Below are 25,532 nucleotides of genomic sequence, written 5' to 3' on the forward strand. Positions count from 1 at the left end.
ACGGCTCACGCTCTCCGGGCCAGTCGGCCCAGTACCGCCACCCCCTCGGCGATCCGCGTCGGGTGGTTGGCCGCGTAGCCGAGGACGAGGCCCGGTGCGTGCGGGAGTTGGGTGTGCCACGACAGGGGGTGCGTCTTGACGCCGTGGGCGAGGGCGGCGGTGGCGAGGGCGGTGTCCGGGCCGTCGTAGGCGTCGCCGTCGAGGGTGATCGTCAGGTGCAGCCCGGCCGCCGCGCCGTGGACGACCGCTCCCGGCAGGTGCGTGCGGATCGCCTCGATCATCGCGTCCCTGCGCCTGCGGTGGTGCTTGCGGATGAGCCGCAGGTGGCGTTCCAGGTCGCCGGATTCCATGAGGTGGGCGAGGACGAGCTGGGGCAGCGCCGCGTTGCCGAGGTCGGTCAGCCGCTTGGCGTCCACCAGCGCCGCCCGGTACGCGGCAGGTGCGAGCAGCCAGCCGAGGCGCAGGGCGGGCGCGAGGAGCTTGGAGACGCTGCCCGCGTAGCAGACGTGTTCGGGGAGTAGCGCGCGCAGGGCGGGGACGGCGGGCCGGTCGTAACGGTGCTCGGCGTCGTAGTCGTCCTCGATGACGAGGCCGCCGCCGCGGGCCCAGTCCATCAGCTCGCGGCGCCGCTCGCCCCCGAGGACCACCCCGGTGGGGAACTGGTGTGCGGGTGTGAGCAGTACGGCGGGGGCCCCGGTGGCGCGCAGCGCGTCGACGCGTACGCCGTGGGCGTCGACCGGGACGGGCGGGGTGCCGAGCGGGCGCAGGTGCTGGCGCACGCCGAGTGACCCCGGTTCCTCGACGGCGATCTCGGAGATCCCTTCGGCGTGCAGGACGTCGACGAGCAGCCGCAGGGCCTGGGCGGTGCCGTTGACGATCAGTACGTCGTCCGGGTCGGCCACGATGCCGCGGTTGAGGGAGAGCCAGCGAGCGACGGCGGTGCGCAGGGCCGGGGTGCCGCGCGGATCCCCGTAGCCGAAGTCCGAGGGTGTCAGCGCGGCGAGGACGGAACGCTCGGCGCGCAGCCAGGCCGCGCGCGGGAAGGCGGAGAGGTCCGGCAGGCCCGGCGAGAGGTCGATGCGGGCGGGCGTGGTGCGGATGGCGTCGAAGATGCCGAGGTCGGGAGGGGTGGTGAAGAGGTCGGCGCGGGGGGCGGGGGCCCCGGGCGGGCCGTCCCGCCTGCCGGCCGGCCGGGGTGGCGGCGCGGCGACGACGACGGTGCCGCCACGGCCCCGCCCCGCGACGTGCCCGTCTTCCGTGAGCCGGCGGTAGGCCTCGGTGACGACGCCGCGGGAGACGCCGAGTTCGTCGGCGAGGGCGCGGGTGGCGGGAAGCTTGCTGCCGGTCGTGAGGCGGCCGTCCGCGATGGCGCCCCTGATCTCCCGCGCCAGCCACTCCCCGAGTCCGCCCCGGGGGGCGTCGCGGGGGTCCAGCTGGAGGAAGTCGGAGGTGGCGGGCGCCCCGGCCGTCCGTACGCCGTCGTCCCGAGTTATGGACCTGCTGGAAGGTGATCCATTGGACCTGTTCATGGTGCCATTGTGGCGACAGGGTCAAGGCATGGAATTTCTGCTCACCTCACTCGTCGTCTGTGTGACGCCGGGCACCGGAGTCCTGTTCACGATCGCGGCGGGCCTCTCCCGCGGCACCCGGGCCGCGCTGATCGCGGCCGTCGGCTGCACGCTGGGCGTCGTGCCGCACATGGTGGCCGCGATCACCGGCCTCGCGGCGCTCCTGAACGCCAGCGCGGTCGCCTTCCAGACCATCAAGTACCTGGGCGTGGCCTACCTGCTGTACATGGCGTGGAGCACGCTGCGCGACAAGAGCGACCTCACCGCGGAAGAGGAGAGCGAGCCGCGTTCGGCGGGCCGCACGATCCTGACGGGCGTGCTGATCAACATCCTCAACCCGAAGCTGACGCTGTTCTTCCTCGCGTTCCTGCCGCAGTTCGTCAGCACCGACGAGCCTTACGTCTTCCTGCGCATGACGGAGCTGAGCGCGTACTTCATGCTGATCACGTTCCTGGTCTTCGCGGCGTACGGCCGCTTCGCGGCGGCGATGCGCAGCCACGTCATCTCCCGCCCGCACGTGGTCAACTGGATGCGCCGCACCTTCGCGGTGGCGTTCGCGGCGCTGGGGGCGCGGCTGGCGTTCCTGTAAGGAGGCTCGGCCGAGGGGGCTCGGCCGGGGAGTGGGGGGGCGGGGTTGACCGTGGCTGCACGGCGCCTAGGGTCGGGGCCATGAAATTCGCCTTCTCCACCCTTGGGGTGCCCGGTCTGGCCGTCGCCGATGTGGTGCGGCTCGCCGCCGGGCACGGTTATCACGGTGTCGAGCTTCGGGCGCATCCCGAGGAACCGGTGCATCCCGGGCTCGGTCTTGTCGAGCGGGCCGACGTCGTCGCCGAGTTCAAGGCGGCCGGCGTCGAGATCCTCGGTATCGCGGGGTACGCGCGCGTGGCCGAGCCCGGGGAGGACGGGCCCGTCCTCGAAGAACTGAACTCCCTCGTCGCCCTCGCCCGCGACCTCGGCGCCCCCTTCGTCCGCGTCTTCCCCGGCGGCGGTACGGAGCAGAGCGCCGACGAGGCCGACGCGACGGCCGCGCGACGGCTCGGCACCGCGGCGCGGTACGCCGCCGACGCCGGCGTACGCATCCTCCTGGAGACCCACGACTCGCACCGCACGGGCGCCGACCTCACACGCGTGCTCGGCACGGTCGGGCACCGCCAGGTCGGCGCGCTGTGGGACGTGATGCACACCTGGCTCGGCGGCGAGTCCCCCACCGACACCTTCGCCGCGCTCTCCCCCTACCTCGGCTACGTCCAGGTGAAGGACATCGCCTCCGCGGACGACAAGACGCCCCTGGCTCTCGGGACCGGCACCCTGCCGCTCGCCGAGTGCCTGGAGGTGCTCAGCGCGGAGAGCTGGGACGGCTGGCTGTGCTGGGAGTACGAGAAGCGGTGGTACGAGGACGCGGCGCCGCTGGCTCAGCTGCTGGGCCCGGGGCGGGACTTCCTGTCGCGACTCGTGTCCCGCTCCGGCTGACGCCGCCCCCCTTCGAGAACGAGGTCAGTGCGACGCCGCCCACCAGCAGGGCGGCGGCGCACCACCTCGTACCGCTCACCGACTCGTCGAGCACCAGGGCCGCGCCGGACATCCCGAAGACCGGCACCAGCAGGGAGAAGGGGGCGACCGTCGACGCGGGGTGGCGGCGCAGCAGATAGCCCCAGGCGCCGAAGCCGAAGACCGTCGTGATCCAGGCGACGTAGACGATGATGCCCGCGCCCGACCAGTCGAGGGAGCGCAGGGCCTCCAGGTCCCTGGAGGGCCCCTCCCACAGGAGCGAGAGGCCGAGCAGCGGCAGCACCGGGACGGTGCTCACCCACACCATGAAGTTCAGGGCGTCGGGCGGGGACGCCTTGCGGGTGAGGACGTTGGAGACGCCCCAGCAGGCCGCGGCGCCGATCAGCAGCGCGAAGGCCGTCAGCGGCCCGGTCTCCCCCTCGTCGACGGCGGCGACCGCGATCCCGGCGAGGGCGATCAGCATGCCGAGCGCCCTGATGCGGCCCGGCCGTTCGCCCAGCGCCACGAAGGCGAAGAGCGCGGTGAAGACGGCCTGGATCTGGAGCACCAGGGACGACAGGCCCGCGGGCATCCCCGCGTCCATCCCGATGAACAGCAGCCCGAACTTGGCGACCCCGAGGACGAGTCCGACCCCCACCACCCACTTCCACGCCACCTTCGGCCGCCCCACGAAGAAGACCGCGGGCAGCGCCGCCACCAGGAAGCGCAGGGCGGAGAAGAGCAGCGGCGGGAAGTGGTCCAACCCCACCTCGATCACCACGAAGTTGGCGCCCCAGACGGCGGCGACAAGGACGGCGAGACAGACATGTGCGGGTCGCATGCGTCGAGGATCACCCGGCGTCACCATGTAGGACCAGCGCGGATCTCTGCATGATGGGATGAAGCAACGCTGAATTGATGGGGAGGCCCCGTGCTCGATCTCGCCCGGCTCCGCGCCCTGCACGCCGTCTCCGTGCACGGCACCGTGGGCGCCGCCGCCACAGCGCTCGGCTACACCCCATCGGCGGTCTCCCAGCAGATCGCCAAGCTGGAGCGGGAGACGCGCACCACCCTCCTGGAACGGCGCGGCCGGGGTGTCGCGCTCACCGAGGCCGCGCTCCATCTCGCCGCAACCGCGCAGCAGTTGATGGCCATCGTGGAACGCGCCGAGACCGAGCTGGAGGAGCGGCGAGGGGTGCCGGCGGGGCGGCTCACCATCGCCGCGTTCGCCTCGGCGGCGCGGGGGCTGCTGCCGGGGGTGCTCGCGGACCTCGCCGTTCGCCATCCCGCGCTGGACGCCCGTATGTCGGAGATCGATCCGCACCTCTCCATCGATCTGGTCGCCAAGGGCGCGGTCGACGTGGCCGTCGTGCACGACTGGGACATCGCGCCGCTTCCGACGCCGCCGGGCGTCGAGCAGGCCGTCATCGGCGACGACCTCTGCGACCTCGTCGTCCCTGCCGGCCACCGCCTCGCGGGGCGTACGTCCGTACGGCGCGAGGAGCTGAAGGACGAGCGCTGGATCACCCAGCCGCCGGGGCTCGTCTGCCACGAGTGGCTGGTGCGGACCCTGCGGGAGGCCGGCTGCGAGCCGGACATCGCCCATCAGGCCGAGGAGAATCCCACGCTCGTCGCGCTGGTCGCGGCGGGGCTGGGGGTGGCGCTTGTTCCTCGCCTAGGGCGTGGGGCCATTCCCGGCGGGGCTGTCACGGTCCGGCTCGATCCGGTGCCGGTCCGTCGGCTGTACGCCCTGTGGCGGGCGGGGGCCTCTCGGCGGCCCGCGATTACGGAGACGGTGCGGGCGTTGCAGGCGCGGTGGCCCCTCTGATCGTGCGGGGGGGGCCGTCTGACGGTGCGGGGCTTCTCTGCATGTGCGGGGTGCCTTCGGCGGGGCAGGAACCTTTCCCACCCGCCCGGCACCCCGCATCCCCCCGCCACGACCAACAAACCGACCGTCCGAACCGGGAACCCTTCCAAGAACAACCCCGTCCAACCGGCACGCTGCCGCTGAGTCCCCGCATGGCGGTGTCGGCATCGCCGCTGGCTGCGAGCGCTGACCACCCTCTCCGCCGCCTGCGGCCCGGCAGCTCGCCGTCACCGGCGCGCGCCCCCCTTCACACAGCGCCGGTGACGGCCCCCGCCTCCCCCTCCTTGACCGGCAGAAAGCTTCGGGATATCCGTGAGGGCCTGAAAGTTTCCGCCACCGGCCAGGAGAACGCCCGTGCCCCAGTCCGACGACGACCGCAGGCTCCGCGGCCTCATCTCCGCCATGTCCCTGGAGGAGAAGGTCGGCCAGCTCTTCGTGATGCACGTGTACGGGCACTCGGCCACCGACCTCGACCCCTCCGACGTCGACACCAACCTCAGGGAACTCGGCGTGCGCGACGCCGCCGAGCTGATCGCCCGCTACCGCCTCGGCGGCGTCATCTACTTCGGCTGGGCCCACAACACCCGCGACCCGCACCAGATCGCCGCCCTCTCCCACGGCATCCAGCAGGCGGCGGCCGCGACGCGGCACCTCCCCGTCCTCATCTCCGTCGACCAGGAGCACGGCATCGTCGCCCGCGTCGGCGCCCCCGCGACCCTCCTCCCCGGCGCGATGGCCCTCGGCGCCTCCGGTTCGCACGCGCACGCCCGCGAGGCGGCCCGCATCTCGGGCACCGAGCTGCGCGCCCTCGGCATCCGGCAGGACTACGCCCCGGACGCCGACGTGAACATCGACCCCGCCAACCCCGTCATCGGCGTACGCTCCTTCGGCGCCGACCCCGAGGCGGTCGCGGGTTTCGTGGCCGCGCAGGTCGAGGGCTACCGGGCCGCGGGCATCGCCTCCGCCGCCAAGCACTTCCCCGGGCACGGCGACACGACGGACGACAGCCACACCGAGCTGCCGCACATCCACCACACCCGCGAGGAGTGGGACCGCTTCGACGCGCCGCCCTTCCGCGCGGCGATCGCCGCCGGGGTGGACTGCGTGATGACAGCGCACATCGTGGTGCCCGCGCTGGACCCGTCGGGCGACCCCGCGACGCTCTCCCGCCCGATCGTGACGGGCGTCCTGCGCGAGGAACTCGGCTTCGACGGCGTGATCGCCACGGACTCGCTGGCGATGCGCGGCGTCCGTACGAAGTACGGCGACGACCGCGTGGCCGTCCTCGCCCTCCGGGCGGGCGTGGACCAGCTGCTCAACCCGCCGCAGCCGGGGGTCGCGTGGGAGGCAGTCCTCCAGGCCGTCAGGGACGGCGAGCTGACGGAGGACCGCATCGACGAGTCGGTCCTGCGCGTGCTGCGCATGAAGGCCAAGGTGGGCCTCCTGGAAGGCCACTGGGACGGCCACTTGAGCCGTGAGGGGGACCCGTACGGCTTCCCGGCGACCGCAGGCACGGCCGACGCGGTGGCCGCCGCCGTCGGCATCCCCGCCCACCTCGACACCGCCGACCGCATCGCCGAGGCCACGACCACCCTGCTGCACAACGACAACGCCCTGCTGCCCCTCTCCCCCCACACGCACCGCGAGGTCCTCGTGGTCGGCGCGGACCCCCGCTCGCCGTCCGGCACGACGGGCCCGCCGACCTCGGTCCTCGCGGACGCCCTGTCCGCCCTCGGCTTCACCGCCACGGCGCTGCCGACCGGAACGGCCCCTGACGGCACGGCCGTCGAGAAGGCGGTGGCGGTGGCCCGGGGCATGGACGCGGTACTCGTGGCGACGTACAACGTCTCGACGCACACCGTCACGGCGAGGGACAACACACAGGCGGCCAACGCCACCCTGGACAGGGCCCCCGCCCACATCGCGGAGCCCCGCGCCGCGGAGACCGGTGAGGGCGGGCAGAGCGCCTTGGTGGCCGCTCTCAAGGCCACCGGCGTCCCCGTCGTCGCCCTCGCGATCCGCAACCCGTACGACGTGGCCCACCTGCCCCGTGTCGACGCCGCACTCGCCTCGTACTCCTGGACGGATGTCGAACTGCGCGCCGCCGCACGGGTGATCGCGGGCCGCGCCGCACCCCAGGGGCGGCTGCCGGTGCCGGTGCGGCGGGCGGACGACCCGGCGCAGGTGCTGTACCCGATCGGCCACGGGCTGACGTACTGAGGCGTACGACGCGCCCCCGGCGCACCACCGCCGACTTGGCCCGACGCTCCCCGCGCGGCTGGCGTGGCCCGTTCCGTGGGGCCACGCTGGGGGCACAGGTCGGGGGGACGTTCATGCTTGTCTGCACTACAGCGCGGCCGTACGCGGTCATCGGGCTGGCCGCCACACTGCTGCTCGCCGTCGCCGCGCTCCTGACGGGGTGCCAGAAGACCGGCGCATCCGGCGGTTCCGGCGGCGCGCACTCGGGCCGGCTCGACGACCGGACCCCCGTGGCCTCGCGCCCCACCGTGTCGGGCGCGGTGTTCCTCGCCGAGGGCGAGTGCAGTTCGCGCGGGCGCGGGACGATCACGGAGGTGCCGTGCACCAGCGAGCGCGCGGCCGCCCGCGTCACCGCCCGCCACGACAGCGGGGCCGGGCGGGGCCCGTTGTGCCCGGCCCGCACGGACTTCGTGCTGCACCTGAGCGAGAGCAGGCCCGCGGTCGACGAGGACGGCGACGGAGCGGTCCCGCGGGGCCGCGCCTGCATGCGGAATCTGGAGCCCCCGCACCCCGGCGACCCCGGCGGCGGTGGCGGGCCCCGGACCATCGTCGGGGACTGCGTGTACGGCGCGGGGCGCGGCGAGGTGCGGGAGACGGCCTGCGACGGCTCCGGGAAGCGGAAGCCGGAATACCGCGTGGCCTCGGCGGAGCGGAGCCGTGTTGCCTGCGGGGCTTCGACCGCCCTGTACGTGACGCTGGGCGGGGCCCGTTCCATCGGATGCGCCGTGCGGGTGTGACGCCGGAGTTAGGGCCTCAGCGTCTGCTCCTTCTTCACGTCCCGCCGGTCGAGCTTCGCGTCGTACGCGGCCAGCGGCTTGCCCGAGGCGGACGGTACGCCGGCCCACGCCTGGATCCGCTGCGTGGCCCTCGCCTTCTCGGCCGGGGTGAGCTGCGAGACGGTCGCCCCGTGGTGGGCGCCGGGTGCCGTGAGGACGTGGTTGTCGTGCTCGGCGCCCCGCGCGGGCCGGAACTTCTCGGCGCCGTACGGGTCGTACTCGCCGTAGACGTACATCATCCGGTGCGCGTTGTGCCGCACCCACCGGTCCACGTCCCGCATCGCGCGCGGATCGAACGTCATCGGGATCTCGCGCGGCACGAAGTTCCGGGGCGGCTGGTAGCCGTAACGGCTCAGGTCACCCAGCCAGGGCTGCTTGATGGTGGGCGCGCCGAGTTCGGTGCCCGCCTGGTAGTAGTACGGCGTGTACCCGGCGAGGCCCTGGTCGCTGTAGGAGGACCAGCCGCCCACCGAGTCGACGTAGTCGAAGAGCGTCTGGTCGCTCGCGGTGGCGGCGTCGGGGATGGTGCCGCAGGCGGTGGCGGCGGGCTGGTACTGCCAGAAGCCCCACACGAGGTCCATCACGACGGCCTCGAAGGCCTTGTCCAGCGTGCCGACGGTCTTGAAGGTGTGGCCCTCGGCCGCGGCGCGGGCGGCGAGCTTCTCCGACAGCTGCTCCCTGCGCACCATGGCCTCGCGCTGCACGGCCTGGATCCGGGCGCGGCACTCCTTGGTGCCGACGCGTGCGAGGAACCTGTCGTACGCGGAGTCCTCCTTGTCGACCACGTCGTTGGGCGCGACGTAGGAGACGATGCCGGCCATGTCGCGCGGGTAGAAGCGCTCGTAGTAGGTGGCGGTCATGCCACCCTTCGAGATGCCGGTGGCCAGCCACTTCTTGCCGTAGATCGGCTTGAGCGCCTGGTGGATGCGGTGCTGGTCGGTGGCGGCCTGCCAGATGTCGAGCTTGGACCAGTCGGCGGGCTCGGGGCGCGAGGGGCTGAAGAAGCGGTACTCCATGGAGACCTGGTTGCCGTCGACGATCTGCGTCGGCTCACGGCGGCTGGGGTTCGTGGAGACGGCGTAGCCGCTGGTGTAGTAGACCGTGGGGCGGTCGGTGTCCTTGTGCAGGACCGTCAGGCGCTGTTTGAACGTGCCTTTCGACGGATGCCTGTGGTCGACCGGCTGTTTGTAGTTGAGGACGAAGAAGCGGTAGCCGGGGTACGGCTTCTCCTCGATGAGGCTCATGCCGGGTATGGCGAGCAGCTTTTCCTTGATGTCCGGGGTATCCGAGATGTTCGGTTCCGCGGCGGTGGCCGTCGCCCCGGCCGCGCTCGCCGTGCCTATCAGCACCACGAGTGACAACAGCCATCTGAGCACCTTGCGCATGCACTCTCCCCAGTCGACACAGCAGTGCCCCGGAACCTAACGGAGCAACTGGGTCCACACCAGAGAAAGTTGACGGCTATCCGCGGACGTCAGCAGAGGATCCAGCCCGAACTGGCCCCGCGCCCGCTGACTTTCCCCGTCACCCGCACGCACCGGTTGCCCGCGTGGACCACGACCGGGCCCGCCCGGTGGGTGTAACGCCCCTGGTCACGCGCGGGGCGGCTGCCGCGCGCCTGGACGCTGACGGACATGGCCTTGCGGGCGCCGGGGCGCTTGGCGATGGTGACGGCGCAGACGAAGCCGCGGGTCTTGAAGACCTCGATCCTGCCGGTGCTGAACGGCAGCGTGCGCACCTTGTGACCGGCGCACGGCCCGGCGAGGGCGGCGGCGTGTGCCGTGCCGGCGCCGGGGCCGGCGAGGGCGAGCAGAAGGGCGGCGGCGAGTCCGGCGGTGCCGAACATCAGCCGCCGTCGTATGCGACCCCGGCCGCGACCACTGCTCACGGATTCCCCTCCCGCCCCTATGGCATAAGCGTACTGGTGTACGGACGCAGCCCACCGCCCGCACGGTTGCGGGACGCCCCGGATTTTCCGCGTCAGGTGCGAAAGGCGCGGAAGGTGCGGAGGGTGGTGCGGAAGGTGCGGAAGGTTCAGACGGTCTCCACCGGCTCCCCCACGAAGGTCCGCCACAGCCGCGCGTAACGCCCCTCCCGCGCGAGCAGCTCCTCGTGCGTGCCGTCCTCGGCGACGCGCCCGTCGTCCATCACGACGACGCGGTCCGCGCGGGCGGCCGTGGTGAGGCGGTGGGCGACGACCAGCGTGGTGCGCTTGCCCGCGATGCGGTCGGTGGCCTGGTTGACCTGCGCCTCCGTGGCGAGGTCGAGCGCGGCGGTCGCCTCGTCGAGGAGCAGGATGTCGGGGTCGACCAGCTCGGCGCGGGCCAGCGCGATGAGCTGGCGCTGCCCGGCGGAGAGGTTGCGGCCGCGCTCGGTGACCTCGTGGAGGTAGCCGCCGTCGAGGGTGGCGATCATGTCGTGCGCGCCGACCGCGCGGGCGGCCGCCTCGACCTGGGCGTCGGTGGCGTCGGGCCGCCCGTAGGCGATGGCGTCCCTGACCGTGCCCGCGAAGAGGTAGGCCTCCTGCGGCACGACACCGAGGCGGTGGCGGTACGCGGTGATGTCCAGGGCGCGCAGATCGGTGCCGTCGACGGTCACGCGCCCGCTCGTGGGGTCGTAGAAACGGGCGACGAGCTTCACCAGCGTCGACTTGCCCGCGCCGGTCTCACCGACGAAGGCGACGGTCTGCCCGGCGGGAATCCGCAGGCTGACGTCGGTGAGGGCCGCCTCCTCGCCGGTGTAGGCGAACCGCACGTCCTCGAAGGCGATCTCGCCGCGCAGCGAGGGGACGACCAGGGGGTCGTCCGCGGTCTCGGTCGACGTCGGCTCCTGGAGCAGCTCCTGGATGCGGCCGAGCGAGACGGTGGCCTGCTGGTAGCCGTCGAAGACCTGGGAGAGCTGCTGCACGGGCGCGAAGAACAGGTCGATGTAGAGCAGATAGGCGACGAGCGCACCGGTGGTCAGCGTGCCCGCCTGGATCCGGCCCGCGCCCACGATCAGGACGGCGACGACGGCGACGGACGACAGGAACTGCACGAACGGGAAGTACACGGAGATCAGCCACTGGCCGCGCACGCGGGCCTCGCGGTAGCTCGCACTGTTGCGGGCGAACCGCTCGGCGCCCGAGCGCTCGCGCCGGAAGGCCTGCACGATGCGCAGGCCGGCGACGGACTCCTGGAGGTCGGCGTTGACGGCGGACACCCGCTCGCGCGCCAGTTCGTACGCCTGCACGCTGGCCTTGCGGAAGAAGTACGTGCCGACGACCAGCAGCGGCAGGGTCGCGAAGACGACCAGGGCCAGCTCCACGTCGATGACGAGCAGGGCGGCCATGATGCCGAAGAAGGTGACGACGGAGACGAAGGCGGTGACGAGACCGGTCTGGAGGAACGTGGACAGCGCGTCCACGTCCGTGGTCATCCGGGTCATGATGCGCCCGGTCAGCTCCCGCTCGTAGTAGTCGAGTCCGAGCCGCTGCAACTGCGCGAAGATCTTCAGCCGCAGCGAGTACAGGACCCGCTCGCCGGTGCGTCCCGTCATCCGCAGCTCGCCGGTCTGCGCCGCCCACTGCACGGCGACGGCGGCGAGGGCGAGCCCGGAGGCGGCCCAGACGGCGCCCAGCGCGAGCTGGTTGACGCCCTCGTCGATGCCGTGCCGGATCAGGACGGGCAGCAGCAGCCCCATGCCCGCGTCGACGGCGACGAGCAGCAGGCTCAGCAGCAGCGGCAGCCCGAACCCGCCGAGCAGCCTGCGCAGGTTGTACGACTCCTCGGGGCGCACGGCCCGCGCCTCGTCGATGCCGGGCTTGTCGTCCGCCGGGGGCAGCGCCTCGACCTGGGCGAGCAGTTCGGGCGTGGACGGCATCCCGGACAGAGCCGGGTCCTTGGCGGAGGTGGACTCGCGGTCACCGGTCCACAGGGCTGGCGTGATGCCGCGCTCGGCGTCGAACTCCGCGTCCAGCTCGTCGCGGATCGAGGTGTCCTCGGGCAGGTCGGCGGGGAGCGCGTGGCCGGGCGAGACGCCGCCCAGCTCGTCGGGGTCGGTGAGCAGGCGCCGGTAGAGGGCGGAGCGCTCCTGTAGCTCCTCGTGGGTGCCGAGGTCGGCGAGGCGCCCGTCGTCGAGGACGGCGATGCGGTCGGCGAGGCCGAGGGTGGAGCGGCGGTGGGCGATGAGCAGCGTCGTGCGCCCCGCCATGACGTCCCGCAGCGCCTCGTGGATCTCGTGCTCCACGCGCGCGTCCACCGCCGATGTCGCGTCGTCCAGGACGAGCAGGCGGGGGTCGGTGAGGATGGCGCGGGCCAGCGCGATGCGCTGGCGCTGGCCGCCGGAGAGGGTGAGGCCGTGCTCGCCGACCTTGGTGTCGTATCCGTCGGGCAGTTCGGCGATGAACCGGTCGGCCTGGGCGGCGCGCGCGGCGGCCTCGATCTGCTCCCGGGTGGCGTCGGGATGCCCGTACGCGATGTTGGCGCCCACGCTGTCGGAGAAGAGGAAGGAGTCCTCGGGGACGAGTCCGATGGCGGACCGCAGCGAGTCGAGGGTCAGCTCGCGCACGTCGTGTCCGCCGATGAGGACGGCGCCGTGCGTCACGTCGTAGAAGCGGGGCAGCAGCAGCGAGACGGTCGACTTGCCGCTGCCGGACGAGCCCACGACGGCGAGGGTCTCGCCGGGGGCTATCTGGAAGGAGAGCCCGTCGAGCACCGGCCGGTCGTCCTCGTACGCGAACCCCACCTCGTCGAACTCGACGGTCGCGGGGGCGTCCGCGGGCAGCTCCTTGGTGCCGTCGCTCATGCTCGGCTCGGTGTCGATGAGTTCGAGCACGCGCTCCACGCCCGCGCGGGCCTGCTGGCCGACGGTGAGGACCATCGCGAGCATCCGCACGGGTCCGACGAGCTGTGCGAGATAGGTGGAGAAGGCGACGAACGTGCCGAGCGTGATCTCGCCGCGCACGGCGAGCCAGCCGCCGAGGGCCAGCATGGCGACCTGGCCGAGCATGGGGACGGCCTGGAGGGCGGGCGTGTAGCGGGAGTTGAGCCTGATGGTCCGCAGCCGCCCCGCGAAGAGCTTGCGCCCGACCTCGCGGAGCTTCCCGGTCTCCTGGTCCTCCTGCCCGAACCCCTTCACCACGCGTACGCCGCTGACGGCGCCGTCGACCACTCCCGCGACGGCGGCGGCCTGGGCCTGCGCGTACCAGGTGGCGGGGTGCAGGCGGGAGCGGGAGCGGCGGGCGATGAACCACAGGGCGGGGGCGACGGCGAGGGCGACGAGGGTGAGCGGCAGCGAGAGCCAGGCCATGATCACGAGGGAGATCACGAAGAGCAGGATGTTGCCGATGGTCATCGGCAGCATGAAGAGCAGGCCCTGGATGAGCTGGAGGTCGCTGGTGGCGCGGCCGACGACCTGCCCGGTGGACAGCTCGTCCTGGCGCCGCCCGTCGAGGCGGGTGATCGTGCCGTACATCTCGGTGCGCAGGTCGTGCTGGACGTCGAGGGCGAGACGGCCGCCGTAGTAGCGGCGTACGTAGGTGAAGACGTAGACGAGGACGGCGGCCCCGATCAGCGCGCCCGCCCAGGGGGCCATGGAGCGTCCGCCGCCCTGGCCGTCCTCGCCGATGACGTCGTCGATGATCACCTTGGTGATCAGGGGCACGAGGGCCATGACGGCCATACCGGCGAGCGAGGATCCGAGCGCGAGCACGACGTCCTTCGGATAACGCCAGGCATACCCGGTGAGCCGTTTCGCCCATCCCCGTTGCTCTGCCACTGGGTGCCTCCCGGTCGTCTGCTCTGCCGGAAGGCACCAACACCGTGACGTGCGTATTTCATCCCGCCGCAACAAACGGCCCGTAAGGGCTCAGGCGCCGGGCACCGCCACGAACGCCTCGCGCGGCGTCTCTGTCGGGGCGTAGCGCCCGGCGGCGGGGGCCTGGGGCGTCAGGTCCTTGTGGATGGCCTTGGCGACGCCCTGGATCGTGGCGACGCCGTAGTTCATGGTGCTGTTGCCGTGGGTGAGCACGGAGATCGTGTAGTCGTGGCCGCCGCCCTTGAACGCGCCGATGCTGTGCACCCGCCAGCCGTGGGTCGACCGCTGGAGCCAGCCGTTCTTGACGTGGATGGCGACGCCGGACGGAGCGCCCGCCGGGGTGCCCCAGCGCTGCGAGGAGACGACCTTGCCCATGAGCTTCAGCATGTAGGCGCGCGCGTTGTCGCTCAGGACGGCGTTCTTGGCGGTGATCAGTGCGAGGAGCTTCTGCTCGTCGGCCGTGTTGATCCGGGTCAGGCCCCAGTAGCCGCCCGATCCCGGCACGGTCTTCGTCATGTCGGCGGCCTTGAGGAACGCCTTGATCTTGGTCGGGCCGAGCTGGCGCCAGAGAGTGCTGGTCGCCGCGTTGTCCGACTGGGTGATCATGGCGTACGCGAGGTCCGACTCACGCTCGGTCAGCTTGCGCTCGGTCTTCTTCGCGTCCCACAGCAGCGCCGCGAGGACGGTCGCCTTGACGACGCTGGCCGAGTCGAACGAGGTCCCGGAGCGCAGGGTGCAGGTGGTCTTCGTGGTGCGGTCGTGGAGACCGACCGCGATGGTGCCCTTGCGGTTCTTCAGCGCCGCGGTGATGTCCTTGGTGAGCTTGGCGGCCAGGCCGGCCTGGGCCGAGGTGCAGGTGACCGTCGGTGCGGGCGCGGCGACGGCCGGCGCGGCGGTCGCGACCGCGCCGAGCGGCACGAGAACACCGGCGGCGAGCCCTACAGAGAGCAGACGGGCACGCCGGGATATCCCGGATACCGGGCGAGTCATGGATTCTTCCCATCCCCTTGGGCAGTACAAGACCCTCGGGGTCCGTACCAGCGCGCCCCCTGCGCGCTTGACCCGTATGACTCACCGGTACCGGTGGAGGTTGTACGAAAATCCGCTGATCAGCCGAGATGTGTCGGAGCGAACATCCGCAGCAGTGCCGGAAGCACCACCACCGAGGGCCCCGGCTCCGCCAGCGCCTTCGCGAGGTCGTCCCGGAGCGACTCCGGGGTGGTACGCACGCCCGGCACCCCGAAGGACTCCGCGAGCTTGACGAAGTCGGGCCGCGTCAGCTCCGTGCCGGTCGCCTCGCCGAAGGCGTCGGACATGTACTCGCGCAGGATGCCGTAGCCCCCGTCGTCGACGATGAGCCAGGTCACCGGCAGGTCGTACTGCTTGGCCGTCGCCAGCTCGGCGATCGAGTACATCGCGCCGCCGTCGCCGGAGACCGCGAGGACCGGCTGGGACGGGTCGGCGACCGCCGCGCCCAGCGCCGCCGGGAAGCCGTAGCCGAGGCCGCCCGCGCCCTGCGCCGAGTGCATGGTGTTGGGGCGCCGCGCGTCGAAGGCCGACCACGCCCAGTAGGCGAGGATCGTCATGTCCCAGAAGGACGGGGACGCGTCCGGCAGCGCCTCGCGCACGGAGGCGAGGATCCGCTGCTCCAGGGTGAGGTCCTGGGCCGCGATCCGCTCGCGGACCTTCTCCAGGAGCGCCGCCACCCGCTCGGGCGCCGACGGGTCCTCGCGGGGCGCGTCGATCGTCTCCAGGAGCGCCGAGAGCGCGAGGCGCGCGTCCGCGTGGATGCCGAGCCCGGGGTGGTTGGACTCCAGCTTCCCGGCGTCCGCCTCGATCTGGATGACCCGGCCGCGCGGCTTGAACGTGTGGTAGTTCGACGACAGCTCGCCGAGCCCCGAGCCGACCACCAGCAGGACGTCGGCGTCCTCCAGGAAGTCGGTGGTGTGCCGGTCCTCCAGCCACGACTGGAGCGAGAGCGAGTGCTCCCAGGGGAAGGCGCCCTTGCCGCCGAAGGTCGTGACGACCGGGGCGCTCACCAGCTCGGCGAGGGCCAGGAGCTTCCCGGAGGCGTCCGAGCGGACCACACCGCCGCCCGCGATGATCGCCGGGCGCTCGGCGCGGACGAGCAGGTCGGCGGCGACCGCGGTCAGCTCGGGGCGCGGCACGACCTCGTCCGGGGTCGCGTCCATCGCCGTGACGACCGGCAGCGTCGTCTCGGTGAGGAGCACGTCCTGCGGGATCTCCACCCAGACCGGGCCGTGCGGCGCGGTCAGCGCGGACTCCCAGGCCGCGGCGATCGCGGAGGGGATCTGGGAGGCCGTGCGGACCGTGTGGACGGACTTCACGATGTCGCGGAAGGACGCCTGCTGGTCGCGCAGCTCGTGCAGATAGCCGTGGCGTCCGCCGCCGAGCCCGGCCACCGGCACCTGGCTGCCGATCGCGAGGACCGGCGAGGAGCCCGCTGCCGCCTCCTGGAGCGCGGCGAGCGAGGTCAGCGCGCCCGGCCCGGTGGAGAGCAGCAGCGGGGCCACCTCGCCGGTGATCCTGCCGTACGCGTCCGCCGCGAACCCGGTGTTGTTCTCGACGCGCAGACCCACGTACGACAGGGAGGAGCGGCGCAGCGCGTCGAACATGCCGAGCGCGTGCTGGCCCGGCAGGCCGAAGACGGTGGTCGCGCCGAGGCCGGCGAGGGTCTCGACGACGAGGTCGCCGCCGTTGCGCCCGGCGGGCGGGTTCAGGGCGGCCTCGGTCTGGCGCGGCGTGGGGCGCAGCACCAGGTCGTGGTCGTGGGTCATGCGGCGTCTTCTCCTTCTCGCCGGGCTCCGGCCCGGCGTGCGCTCCGGCCGCCGGGCCGCGTACGGCCCGGCGTGCTGTGGTGCCCGACAGCCTTACGGCGTGGTCACTTCGCGTTCTGCTCCGTACCGGCGGCGCGGCCGGCGGCGATCTGCCTGCTCATGATCGTCGTCAGTTCGTACGCCGTGTGGGAGGCCGCCACCGCGGTGATCTCCGCGTGGTCGTAGGCCGGGGCGACCTCGACGACGTCCGCCGAGACGAGGTTGCAGGAGGACAGGCCGCGCAGGATCTCAAGCAGCTCGCGGGAGGTCATGCCGCCCGCCTCGGGGGTGCCGGTGCCGGGCGCGTGGGCCGGGTCGAGGCAGTCGATGTCGATGGAGATGTACAGCGGGCGGTCGCCGATGCGCTGGCGCAGCTGGTCGGCGACCTCGTCGGCGCCGCGGCGGTAGATGTCCGCCGAGGTGACGATGCCGAAGCCCATCTTCTCGTCGTCGGTGAGGTCCTTCTTGCCGTACAGCGGGCCGCGCGTGCCGACGTGGGAGAGCGCCTCGGTGTCGAGGATGCCCTCCTCGACGGCCCGGCGGAACGGCGTGCCGTGGGTGTACTCGGCGCCGAAGTACGTGTCCCAGGTGTCCAGGTGGGCGTCGAAGTGGAGCAGCGCGACCGGGCCGTGCTTCTTGGCGACGGAGCGGAGCAGCGGCAGCGCGATGGTGTGGTCGCCGCCGAGGGTCATCATGCGGGCGCCCGAGCCGAGGAGGTCGTCGGCTGCGGCCTCGATGGTCTCCACCGCCTCGTTGATGTTGAACGGGTTCGCGGAGATGTCACCGGCGTCGGCGACCTGCGCGAGCGCGAAGGGCGAGGCGTCCTGCGCCGGGTTGTAGGGGCGCAGGAGGCGGGAGGCCTCACGGATCGCGTTGCCGCCGAAGCGGGCGCCCGGGCGGTAGGAGACACCGCTGTCGAAGGGCACGCCGACCACCGCGACGTCGGTCTTGCCGCCGACCTCGTCGAGGCGGGGCAGTCGCGCGTACGTCGCCGGACCCGCGTACCGGGGGATGCGGGAGGAGTCGACGGGGCCGCGGGGGGTCGTCGGGGTCTCGGCGCTGCTCATGGTCTGTTTCCTTCTGTTGGTGCGGGGACTGCGTTTCCAGTGTCGCGCGGACCTCTGACAGGGGCCGCGCGGAGATCTAGGCGGCCGCCGGGGCCGGGGACTCCTCGGCGCCCCGCCCGGCCAGGCGCTCGCGCCAGGCGGCGAGCACGGCCGCGTCGGTGGGCTTCGTGGCGAGGGAGACGGCGACGTACACGGCCAGCGAGGTCAGCAGGCCGTAGTAGACGGGCTGGTTGGCGAGGATGCCGTAGCCCCACATGAGCCCGATGACGGACAGACCGCCGGCCGCGACGGCGGCGAGCGCGCCGGGCGCGGTGCCGCGGCGCCACAGCAGGCCGCCGAGGATCGGCACGAGCAGACCGCCGACGAGCAGGTTGTAGGCGACGGTCAGCGCCTCGACGACGTCGTTGAGCGCGATGGCGATGAGGATCACGCCGACGCCCATGATGAGGATGAAGGCGCGGTTGCCCTTGACCTCGTCGTGCGGCCCGTCGCCGCCGTCGCTCCGCACGGCGCCGCGCAGGCGCGACCAGATGTCGTTGTTGGCGACGGTCGCGCAGGCGATGAGCGCTCCGGAGGACGTCGACATGACGGCGGCGAGCGCGGCGGCGAGGACGAGGCCCCGTACGCCCATGGGCAGTTCGTCCTTGACGATGGTCGCGAAGGCCGCGTCGGCGCTCGGCAGCTTCGGGTACATCACCTTGGCGGCGGTGCCGATCACGGCGCCCGCGATCGCGTAGACGAGGCAGTAGGTACCGGCGACGGTGCCGCCGTAGCGGGCGACCTTGTCGCTGCGCGCGGTGAAGACGCGCTGCCAGATGTCCTGCCCGATGAGCATGCCGAACGTGTAGATCAGCACGTAAGTGAAGATCGTCTCGCCGCCGATGCCCAGCGGGTCGAAGTACTCGGTCGGCAGCTTCGCCCTCATCTCGCCGAACCCGCCGGCCTTGACGACGGCGATGGGCAGGAGCAGCAGGAGCACGCCGACGGTCTTCACCACGAACTGCACCATGTCGGTGAGGGTGATGGACCACATGCCGCCGAGCGTGGAGTAGGCGACGACGATCGAGCCGCCCAGGATGATCGCCAGCGTGCGGTTCATGTCGAACAGGACGTCGAAGATGGTGGCGTACGCGATGGTCGAGGTGACCGCGAGCATCAGCGTGTACGCCCACATGACCACTCCGGAGATGACGCCCGCGCGCCCTCCGTAGCGCAGGTCGAGCATCTCGGAGACGGTGTAGACCTTCAGGCGGGCGATGCGGGCCGAGAAGAACACGCTCAGGGCGAGCAGCCCGAGCCCGATGGTGAAGACCATCCAGGCGCCGGAGAGCCCGTACTGGTAGCCGAGGCCCACGCCGCCGATGGTGGAGGCGCCCCCGAGGACGATCGCGGCCATGGTCCCGGAGTACATCCACGGCCCGAGGCGGCGGCCCGCGACCAGGAACTCGGACTTGGACTTGGCGCGGCGCATGCCCCACCAGCCCATGGCCAGCATCCCGGCGAGATAGACGACGATCACTGTGTAGTCGACGGCCATAGGGGGCCTCCTTCGCGCACCTCGGTGGCGTGTCGTGCAGATGGGAGTGATGACCGGCCGCGGGGACATCCGCCCGTACCCGCGACCTGCGGTCGGCACGACCTTAGGTGGCCGGAAAGCAGCGCTGAAGTGTACGTTTCTTCCACTCCGAACGACCGATACGGATGGAACATCCACCATGGCCGACCCCACCGGCCCCCTGGGCCCCACCGCACCCCCCACCCCGCCGGTCCCGCTCGCCGCGCTGCTGGGCCGCGAGGACCTCGGCCTGCGGCAGATCGCGGGCCCGGACGCGGCGCACACCGCCGTGCAGTGGGTGCACACCTCCGAGATGCGGGACCCCTATCCGTACCTCCTCGGGGGCGAGCTGCTCCTCACGGCGGGCGTGCACATCACCGACCCGGCGGACGCGGACGGCGGCCTCGACGCCTACGTGACCCGCATCGTCGCGGCCGGCGGCGCGGCCCTCGGCTTCGGCGTCGCCCCCGTGCACGACACCGTGCCGCGCGCCCTGGTGGAGGCCTGCGACCGGCACGGCCTGCCGCTCCTTGAGGTCCCGCAGCGCACCACGTTCAGCGGGGTCGCCCGCGCGGTGTGGCGGCTGATGGCCGAGGCCCGGCACGCCGAGCTGCGGCGGGTGGCGCAGGCGCAGCAGAGCCTCGCGACGGCCGCGGCACGGCCCGACCCCGTCCCGGCGGTCCTGCGCCAGCTGGCGGCGCGGCTCGGCGGGCTCGCGGTGCTGTACGGGCCCGACGGGGCTCAGTTGCAGGCGGCCGGGCAGGCGCCGGACGCCGTGCGGGAGGCGCTGCGGGACCTCACCGGCGTGGTGCGGCGCGCCGTGCCCGCCGCCCCCGCCTCCGCCGCCGACACGGCCGGGGCCACCCACCTCGCCGCCTACGCGCTCGGCGGTGGGCGCGGCTTCGCGCTCGGGACCGCCACGGAGCACCGCGAGCCGGGCGACCACACCATCGCCGGGGCCGCGGTCGTGCTGCTCTCCCTGCTCACCGGGGAACACCAGGGCGACTCCGAGGCGGCCCGCTCGGCGGCCCTCGTACGGCTGCTCCTCGGGGCCGCCCCTGAGGACGTCGGGCCTCTTCTGGGGAGCGGCCCGTGGACCGTGGTGCACGCGCGCGGGGAGCGCACCCCGCTGGCCGCGTCCGCCCTCGCCGCGGCCCTCGGCAGCGGTCTCGTCGACCCGGGCGAAGACGTCGTACGCCTGCTCGTCCCCGCCGGCCGCGAGGTCGCCCCGGCGGACGGCTGGACCCTGGGCGTCTCCGCCCACGCCGCCCCGGACGCCCTCGCGGCGGCCGACGCCCAGGCGGCCCGCGCCCTGCGCCGCGCGGAGGCCACCCGACGGCCCCTCGTGCGCCATCACGCCAACGGCATCGCCGCGCTGGTCGTGCCCGGGGAGGCCGACGCCCACGCGCGCGTGCTGCTCGCCCCGCTCGCCAGGAACGAGACGCTCCTGGAGACCTTGCGGACGTGGCTCTCCCTGCACGGCAGCTGGGACCGCACGGCGGTCGCGCTCTCCGTCCACCGCAACACGGTCCGCCAGCGGATCACGCGGTGTGCGGCACTGCTCGGGGCGGACCTCGACGATCCGGACGTACGGATGGAGCTGTGGTTCGCGCTGAGCAGGTCCCGATAGGGCTGAGCAGGTCATGTCAGGGATGAGCAGGTCCTGTCAGGGGGTACGAAAGGCCTACTCCGCCCTGTGCCGAGCATTCGTCCCGCAGAATGGGAGCCATGCCGATACCCAGCCGTCCCGCGCTAGTCGACCACCTCGTCCGCACCCGCATCGCGGGCGATGTCGCCACTCCCCGTGAGAACAACCTCAGCCACTACAGGAAGCTCGCGAACGGCGACCGTCACTACTGGCTCGGCCTGGAGCTCGGCGACCGCTGGACCGACGAACAGGACGTCCTCGCGGTGATGGCCGAGCGCTGCGGCGTCATCGACGACCCCGGGCACCGGCAGGGCCAGGACACCATCGACCCGGAGCTGACGGTCGACGCCCTGGAGCGCATGGCGGCCCGTCTGCGCAAGGCGGCCGCCGGCAAGGAGAGCGTCCTTTTCGCCACCGGCCACCCCGGGGGGCTGCTCGACGTGCACCGCGCGACGGCCGCCGCCCTGCGTGCGGAGGGCTGCGAGATCGTGGTGATCCCCGAGGGTCTGATGGCCGACGAGGGCATGGTCTTCCAGTTCGCCGACGTGGCGGTCCTGGAGCGCGGCGCGACGCTGTGGCACACGCACTCCCCCGAGCCGATGAACGCGATCCTGGACGGCCTGGAGCGCGAGGGCCGCCCGCAGCCCGACCTGGTCATCGCCGACCACGGCTGGGCGGGCCGCGCGGGCCAGCGCGGCCTGGACTCGATCGGTTACGCGGACTGCAACGACCCGGCACTGTTCATCGGCGAGGCCGAGGGCACGGTGCAGGTGACGGTCCCCCTGGACGACCACGTGACGAGCCCGCGCCACTACGACCCGATGACGGCCTACCTGCTGGGCGCGGCGGGACTGGCCTCCGGGTCCTGACCGGGGCCCGGCGCCGGGCCCTGACCCAGCCCGGGTGTCGGGTCCAGGTACACCCGCCTGATCGCGGGAAAGCGCTCCTGGACGCGCTGCGCCATACGGTCGCAGGCCCGCTCGATGTCCGCCGCGCTCGACACGTCCCGGAAGTCGACCTTCGCGGCGACCAGGGCCTCCTGGGGGCCCTGGAGCAGCGTGGTCAGCTCCAGGACGTCCACGACGTGCGGGTCGGCGAGCAGTTCGGCCCGCACCACGGCCCGCATCTGCGCGGGCAGCGGACGGCCGATCAGCAGCTCGGAGTTGGCGTGCCCGAGGACCCACGCGACGTACACGAGCAGCACGCCGATGCAGAGCGAGGCGACGCCGTCCCACACCCCGGAGCCGGTGAGCTGCCCGCCGAGCAGCCCCGCGGCGGCGAGCACCAGGCCCGCGAGCGCCGCCGAGTCCTCCATGACGACGGCCTTGACCGCCGTGTCGGGGGTGTGGCGCAGATAGCGCTTGAGGCGCACTCCGTAGCGGTCGGCCTCGCCGCGCGCCTGCTTGAGGCCGGTCCGCAGCGAGTAGCCCTCCAGGAGGAAGGCGACGCCGAGGACGAGGTACGAGATGAGCGGGTCCCCCGGCTCCTGGCCGTGCGTGAGGGTGTGGATGCCGTCGTAGACGGCGAAGACGCCGCCGCCGACGAAGGTGGCGACGGAGGCGAGCAGCGCCCAGATGTAGCGGGCCCCTCCGTAGCCGAGCGGGTGCTCCTCGTCGGCGGGCCGCTCGCCCGCCTTGAGGGAGACGAGCAGCATCAGCTCCGTGACGGTGTCCGCCACGGAGTGCGCCGCTTCGGAGAGCATCGCGCTGGATCCGCTGATGACGCCGGCGACGGCCTTGGCCACGGCGATCCCGAGGTTGGCGACGGCGGCGACGATCACCGTGAAGGTGCTCTCGCCGTGCTCCTGCCGTTCCGCTTGCCCTGCTTGCTCCGCTTGCTCCGACATGTATCGGACGGTATGTCCGATCAACGCGGTACGCGAACCACGCCCTCCTGGATGACCGTCACCGCCAGCCGCCCGTCCTGCGTCCAGATCCGCGCCTGGCCGAGGCCGCGCCCTCCGGAGGCCGTCGGCGACTCCTGGTCGTAGAGCAGCCATTCGTCCGCGCGGAAGGGCCGGTGGAACCACATGGCGTGGTCGAGCGAGGCGCCCACGACGTCCCCGACCGCCCAGCCGCCCCGCCCGTGCGCGAGCAGCACCGAGTCGAGGAGCGTCATGTCCGAGACGTACGTGGCGAGGCAGACGTGCAGCAGCGGGTCGTCCGCGAGCTTGCCGTGGGTGCGGAACCACACCTGGGAGCGCGGCTCGCGCGGCCGCCCGACCGTGCCCCAGGGCGGTACGTCGGCGTAGCGCAGGTCGACGGCGGCCCGCGCCTCGAGCAGCCGTTCGGCGACCGGCCCCGGCAGATGGCGGGGCAGCATCTCGGCGGCGGTGGGCAGCGTCTCGGGGTCGGGCGCGTCCGGCACCGCGGCCTGGTGCTCCATACCCTCCTCGTACGTCTGGAACGACGCGGAGAGGTGGAAGACCGGGTGCCCGTGCTGGACGGCGACGACGCGGCGCGTGGTGAAGGAGCGCCCGTCGCGGATCCGGTCGACGGTGTACACGATCGGCGCGCCCGGGTCCCCGGCGCGCAGGAAGTACGCGTGCAGGGAGTGGGCCGGCCTGTCGGACGGGACGGTGCGGCCCGCGGCGACCAGGGCCTGCGCGGCGACCTGGCCTCCGAAGACGCGGGGCACGAGAACCGAGCGGCTCACGCCCCGGAAGATGTCCTCCTCGATCTGCTCCAGGTCGAGCAGATCGAGGAGGGATTCAAGTGCCTGGTTCATGGAGGTGGTTCCGCGGAACTGTCTTTGCGCGCCGGACTACAGGCCCATGTCCTTCGCGATGATCATCTTCATGACCTCGCTGGTGCCGCCGTAGATGCGGTTGACGCGGTTGTCCGCGTACAGGCGGGCGATGGGGTACTCGTTCATGAAGCCGTAGCCGCCGTGCAGCTGGAGGCACTTGTCGATGACGCGGTGCGCGACCTCGGTGCAGAACAGCTTCGTGGAGGCGGCCTCCGCCGCCGTCAGCTCGCCCGCGTCCAGGGCCTCCAGGGCGCGGTCGGCGACGGCCTGGGCGGCGTCCACCTCGGCCTGGCAGGCGGCCAGTTCGAACTTGGTGTTCTGGAAGGAGGCGACGGGCTTCCCGAAGACCGTGCGGTCCTGGACGTACTCCTTGGCGAACCGGACGGCGGCCTTGGCCTGCGCGTAGGCGCCGAAGGCGATGCCCCAGCGCTCGGAGGGGAGGTTGCTGCCGAGGTAGGAGAAGCCCTTGTTCTCCTCGCCGAGCAGGTCCTCGACGGGCACCTTGACGTCGACGAACGCCAGCTCGGCGGTGTCGGAGGTCTTCAGGCCGAGCTTGTCGAGCTTGCGGCCGATGGAGTAGCCCTCGGACTTGGTGTCCACGGCGAAGAGGGAGATGCCGAAGCGGCGGTCCTCGGCGGTGGGCGCGGCGGTGCGGGCGCAGACGATCACGCGGTCGGCGTGCACGCCGCCGGTGATGAAGGTCTTGGAGCCGTTGAGGACGTAGTGGGTGCCGTCCTCGGAGAGCCTGGCGGTGGTCTTCATGCCCGCGACGTCGGAGCCGGTGCCCGGCTCGGTCATCGCGAGGGCCCACATCTCCTCGGCGGAGACGAACTTCTCCAGGTAGCGCTTCTTCTGCTCGTCGTTGGCGAGCATCTTGATGTAGGGCAGGGCGAGCAGGACGTGCACGCCGGAGCCGCCGAAGGTGACGCCCGCGCGGGCCGTCTCCTCGTACTGGACGGCCTCGAACTTGTGCGTGTCCAGACCGGCGCCGCCGAACTCCTCGGGGACGTTGATCCCGAAGAGGCCCAGCTCGGCGAGCTTGTAGTAGAACTCGCGCGGCACCTGACCGGCGGCGAACCACTCGTCGTGGACGGGGACGACCTCGGCCTCGATGAAGGCGCGCAGGGTCTCCCGGAACGCCTCGTGGTCCTCGTTGAAAACGGTACGGCGCACGGAGAACTCCCTCTGCCTGCATCTGCCTACACGACTAAGCGCTTGCTCAGGCTAGGTTACCCGGGAGTCACCAGAGGCGTCCAGAGATGCGCGTCACTCGGCGGCGGCCGCCGCGAACGCCCCGCGCGCGAGGCGGTGCAGCAGGTCCGCCATGGCCGCGCGGCTGGGCAGCGCGTCGCGGCGGCTCAGGTGCGGCGTGGAGTTCAGCAGCCCGAAGACCGCGTGCACGGACACCCGGGCGGCGTTCTCGGCGAGGTCCGGATAGACCTCGCGCACCACCTCGACCCAGATCTCCACGTACTGCCGCTGGAGCTGGCGGACGAGCTTGCGGTCACTGTCCCGCAGGCGGTCCAGCTCGCGGTCGTGCAGGGTGATCAGGGAGCGGTCGTCGAGGGCGAAGTCGATGTGCCCCTCGATGAGCGCGTCGAGGACCCGCGACGGCGACCCGTCCGCGCCGGCCACACAGCGCTTGCCGCCCGTCAGGAGCTGGCCGCTGATGCCGACGAGCAGCTCGGCGAGCATCGCGTCCTTGCCCGCGAAGTGCCGGTAGAGGCCGGGTCCGCTGATGCCGACGGCGGCGCCTATCTCGTCCACGCCGACCCCGTGGAAGCCGCGCTCGGCGAAGAGCCGGGCAGCCTCCCTGAGGATCTGCTCGCGGCGGGTGGGGGCGTCGGTTCTGGTGGCCATGGAATTAATTCTAGACAGGCCGGTTAGCGCTCGTTAACCTGATGGAAACGCGTTAACGCTCAC

General features: G+C 72.4%; 19 protein-coding genes and 1 pseudogene. 7 read left to right on the top strand and 13 right to left on the bottom strand.

Annotated features, from left to right (window positions below):
- Positions 1-5: 5 nt before the first annotated feature.
- Positions 6-1,529: a MocR-like pyridoxine biosynthesis transcription factor PdxR gene (pdxR, locus tag CP975_RS12315; protein WP_150476865.1), complete on the bottom strand. Its 1,524-nt coding sequence runs from the start codon at positions 1,527-1,529 to the stop codon at positions 6-8.
- A 28-nt stretch (positions 1,530-1,557) separates the two neighbouring features.
- On the opposite strand from pdxR, the gene CP975_RS12320 reads away from it, so the two are divergent.
- Positions 1,558-2,157 (top strand): LysE family translocator, encoded by a 600-nt coding sequence (locus CP975_RS12320; protein ID WP_055536284.1) that lies wholly within the window; start codon positions 1,558-1,560, stop codon positions 2,155-2,157.
- A gap of 80 nt (positions 2,158-2,237) precedes the next feature.
- Positions 2,238-2,927 (top strand): annotated as a pseudogene (locus tag CP975_RS35725) (sugar phosphate isomerase/epimerase family protein); the annotation flags it as partial.
- Here the strand turns inward: CP975_RS35725 and CP975_RS12330 are convergent.
- A complete protein-coding gene (locus CP975_RS12330) occupies positions 2,905-3,897 on the bottom strand; it encodes an EamA family transporter (protein ID WP_055536419.1) in 993 nt (330 codons plus the stop codon). The pseudogene CP975_RS35725 and the gene CP975_RS12330 overlap by 23 nt on opposite strands.
- Positions 3,898-3,987: 90 nt before the next feature.
- On the opposite strand from CP975_RS12330, the gene CP975_RS12335 reads away from it, so the two are divergent.
- The 3 genes from CP975_RS12335 (at position 3,988) to CP975_RS12345 (ending at position 7,919) form a co-directional block, all read left to right on the top strand.
- Entirely contained in the window at positions 3,988-4,884 is an 897-nt protein-coding gene (locus CP975_RS12335) for a LysR family transcriptional regulator (RefSeq protein ID WP_150476867.1), read from the top strand.
- A 441-nt stretch (positions 4,885-5,325) separates the two neighbouring features.
- Positions 5,326-7,143 carry a glycoside hydrolase family 3 protein gene (locus tag CP975_RS12340; protein WP_150477864.1) on the top strand — a complete coding sequence of 606 codons (1,818 nt, stop codon included), beginning with the start codon at positions 5,326-5,328 and terminating at the stop codon, positions 7,141-7,143.
- 113 nt (positions 7,144-7,256) lie between these two features.
- Positions 7,257-7,919 (top strand): hypothetical protein, encoded by a 663-nt coding sequence (locus CP975_RS12345; protein WP_246201480.1) that lies wholly within the window; start codon positions 7,257-7,259, stop codon positions 7,917-7,919.
- A gap of 8 nt (positions 7,920-7,927) precedes the next feature.
- On the opposite strand, the gene CP975_RS12350 is transcribed toward CP975_RS12345, so the two are convergent.
- From CP975_RS12350 to CP975_RS12380, 7 genes are all read right to left on the bottom strand, one after another.
- Positions 7,928-9,343 (bottom strand): alpha/beta hydrolase family protein, encoded by a 1,416-nt coding sequence (locus CP975_RS12350; protein ID WP_055532053.1) that lies wholly within the window; start codon positions 9,341-9,343, stop codon positions 7,928-7,930.
- A gap of 89 nt (positions 9,344-9,432) precedes the next feature.
- Positions 9,433-9,804 carry a hypothetical protein gene (locus tag CP975_RS12355; protein WP_055532051.1) on the bottom strand — a complete coding sequence of 124 codons (372 nt, stop codon included), beginning with the start codon at positions 9,802-9,804 and terminating at the stop codon, positions 9,433-9,435.
- A gap of 188 nt (positions 9,805-9,992) precedes the next feature.
- The gene (locus CP975_RS12360) at positions 9,993-13,715 is read right to left on the bottom strand and encodes an ABC transporter ATP-binding protein (protein ID WP_055532048.1); all 3,723 of its coding nucleotides are present in this window, start codon (positions 13,713-13,715) and stop codon (positions 9,993-9,995) included.
- 90 nt (positions 13,716-13,805) lie between these two features.
- Complete coding sequence (locus tag CP975_RS12365; RefSeq protein ID WP_055532046.1) at positions 13,806-14,744, bottom strand: serine hydrolase; 939 nt, start codon at positions 14,742-14,744, stop codon at positions 13,806-13,808.
- Between the two features lie 119 nt (positions 14,745-14,863).
- Positions 14,864-16,552, bottom strand: a complete 1,689-nt coding sequence (locus tag CP975_RS12370) for a thiamine pyrophosphate-binding protein (RefSeq protein ID WP_055532044.1) — start codon at positions 16,550-16,552, stop codon at positions 14,864-14,866.
- Positions 16,553-16,656: 104 nt separating this feature from the next.
- Positions 16,657-17,658, bottom strand: coding sequence for an agmatinase (gene speB / locus CP975_RS12375; RefSeq protein ID WP_055532042.1), 1,002 nt, complete (start codon positions 17,656-17,658; stop codon positions 16,657-16,659).
- Between the two features lie 76 nt (positions 17,659-17,734).
- Positions 17,735-19,195 (bottom strand): sodium:solute symporter family protein, encoded by a 1,461-nt coding sequence (locus CP975_RS12380; protein WP_055532040.1) that lies wholly within the window; start codon positions 19,193-19,195, stop codon positions 17,735-17,737.
- A 178-nt stretch (positions 19,196-19,373) separates the two neighbouring features.
- Between CP975_RS12380 and CP975_RS12385 the strand changes: the two genes are divergently transcribed.
- Both CP975_RS12385 and CP975_RS12390 read left to right on the top strand, forming a co-directional pair.
- Positions 19,374-20,843: a PucR family transcriptional regulator gene (locus CP975_RS12385; RefSeq protein WP_150476868.1), complete on the top strand. Its 1,470-nt coding sequence runs from the start codon at positions 19,374-19,376 to the stop codon at positions 20,841-20,843.
- Between the two features lie 98 nt (positions 20,844-20,941).
- Positions 20,942-21,730 carry a phosphatase gene (locus CP975_RS12390; protein WP_055529112.1) on the top strand — a complete coding sequence of 263 codons (789 nt, stop codon included), beginning with the start codon at positions 20,942-20,944 and terminating at the stop codon, positions 21,728-21,730.
- Here CP975_RS12390 and CP975_RS12395 read toward each other — a convergent pair.
- The 4 genes from CP975_RS12395 to CP975_RS12410 all read right to left on the bottom strand — a co-directional run bounded on the left by CP975_RS12395 (position 21,691) and on the right by CP975_RS12410 (position 25,469).
- On the bottom strand, positions 21,691-22,707 hold the full coding sequence (locus tag CP975_RS12395; protein ID WP_055529111.1) for a cation diffusion facilitator family transporter: 1,017 nt from the start codon (positions 22,705-22,707) through the stop codon (positions 21,691-21,693). The two genes, CP975_RS12390 and CP975_RS12395, sit on opposite strands and share 40 nt — an antisense overlap.
- Before the next feature lie 20 nt (positions 22,708-22,727).
- Positions 22,728-23,588, bottom strand: coding sequence for an acyl-CoA thioesterase (locus CP975_RS12400; protein WP_055529109.1), 861 nt, complete (start codon positions 23,586-23,588; stop codon positions 22,728-22,730).
- A gap of 36 nt (positions 23,589-23,624) precedes the next feature.
- Entirely contained in the window at positions 23,625-24,782 is a 1,158-nt protein-coding gene (locus CP975_RS12405) for an acyl-CoA dehydrogenase family protein (RefSeq protein ID WP_055529107.1), read from the bottom strand.
- Positions 24,783-24,875: 93 nt separating this feature from the next.
- A complete protein-coding gene (locus CP975_RS12410; protein ID WP_055529105.1) occupies positions 24,876-25,469 on the bottom strand; it encodes an SACE_7040 family transcriptional regulator in 594 nt (197 codons plus the stop codon).
- Positions 25,470-25,532: the final 63 nt, after the last annotated feature.

It is taken from the genome of Streptomyces alboniger, assembly GCF_008704395.1.
Classification (GTDB): Bacteria; Actinomycetota; Actinomycetes; order Streptomycetales; family Streptomycetaceae; genus Streptomyces; species Streptomyces alboniger.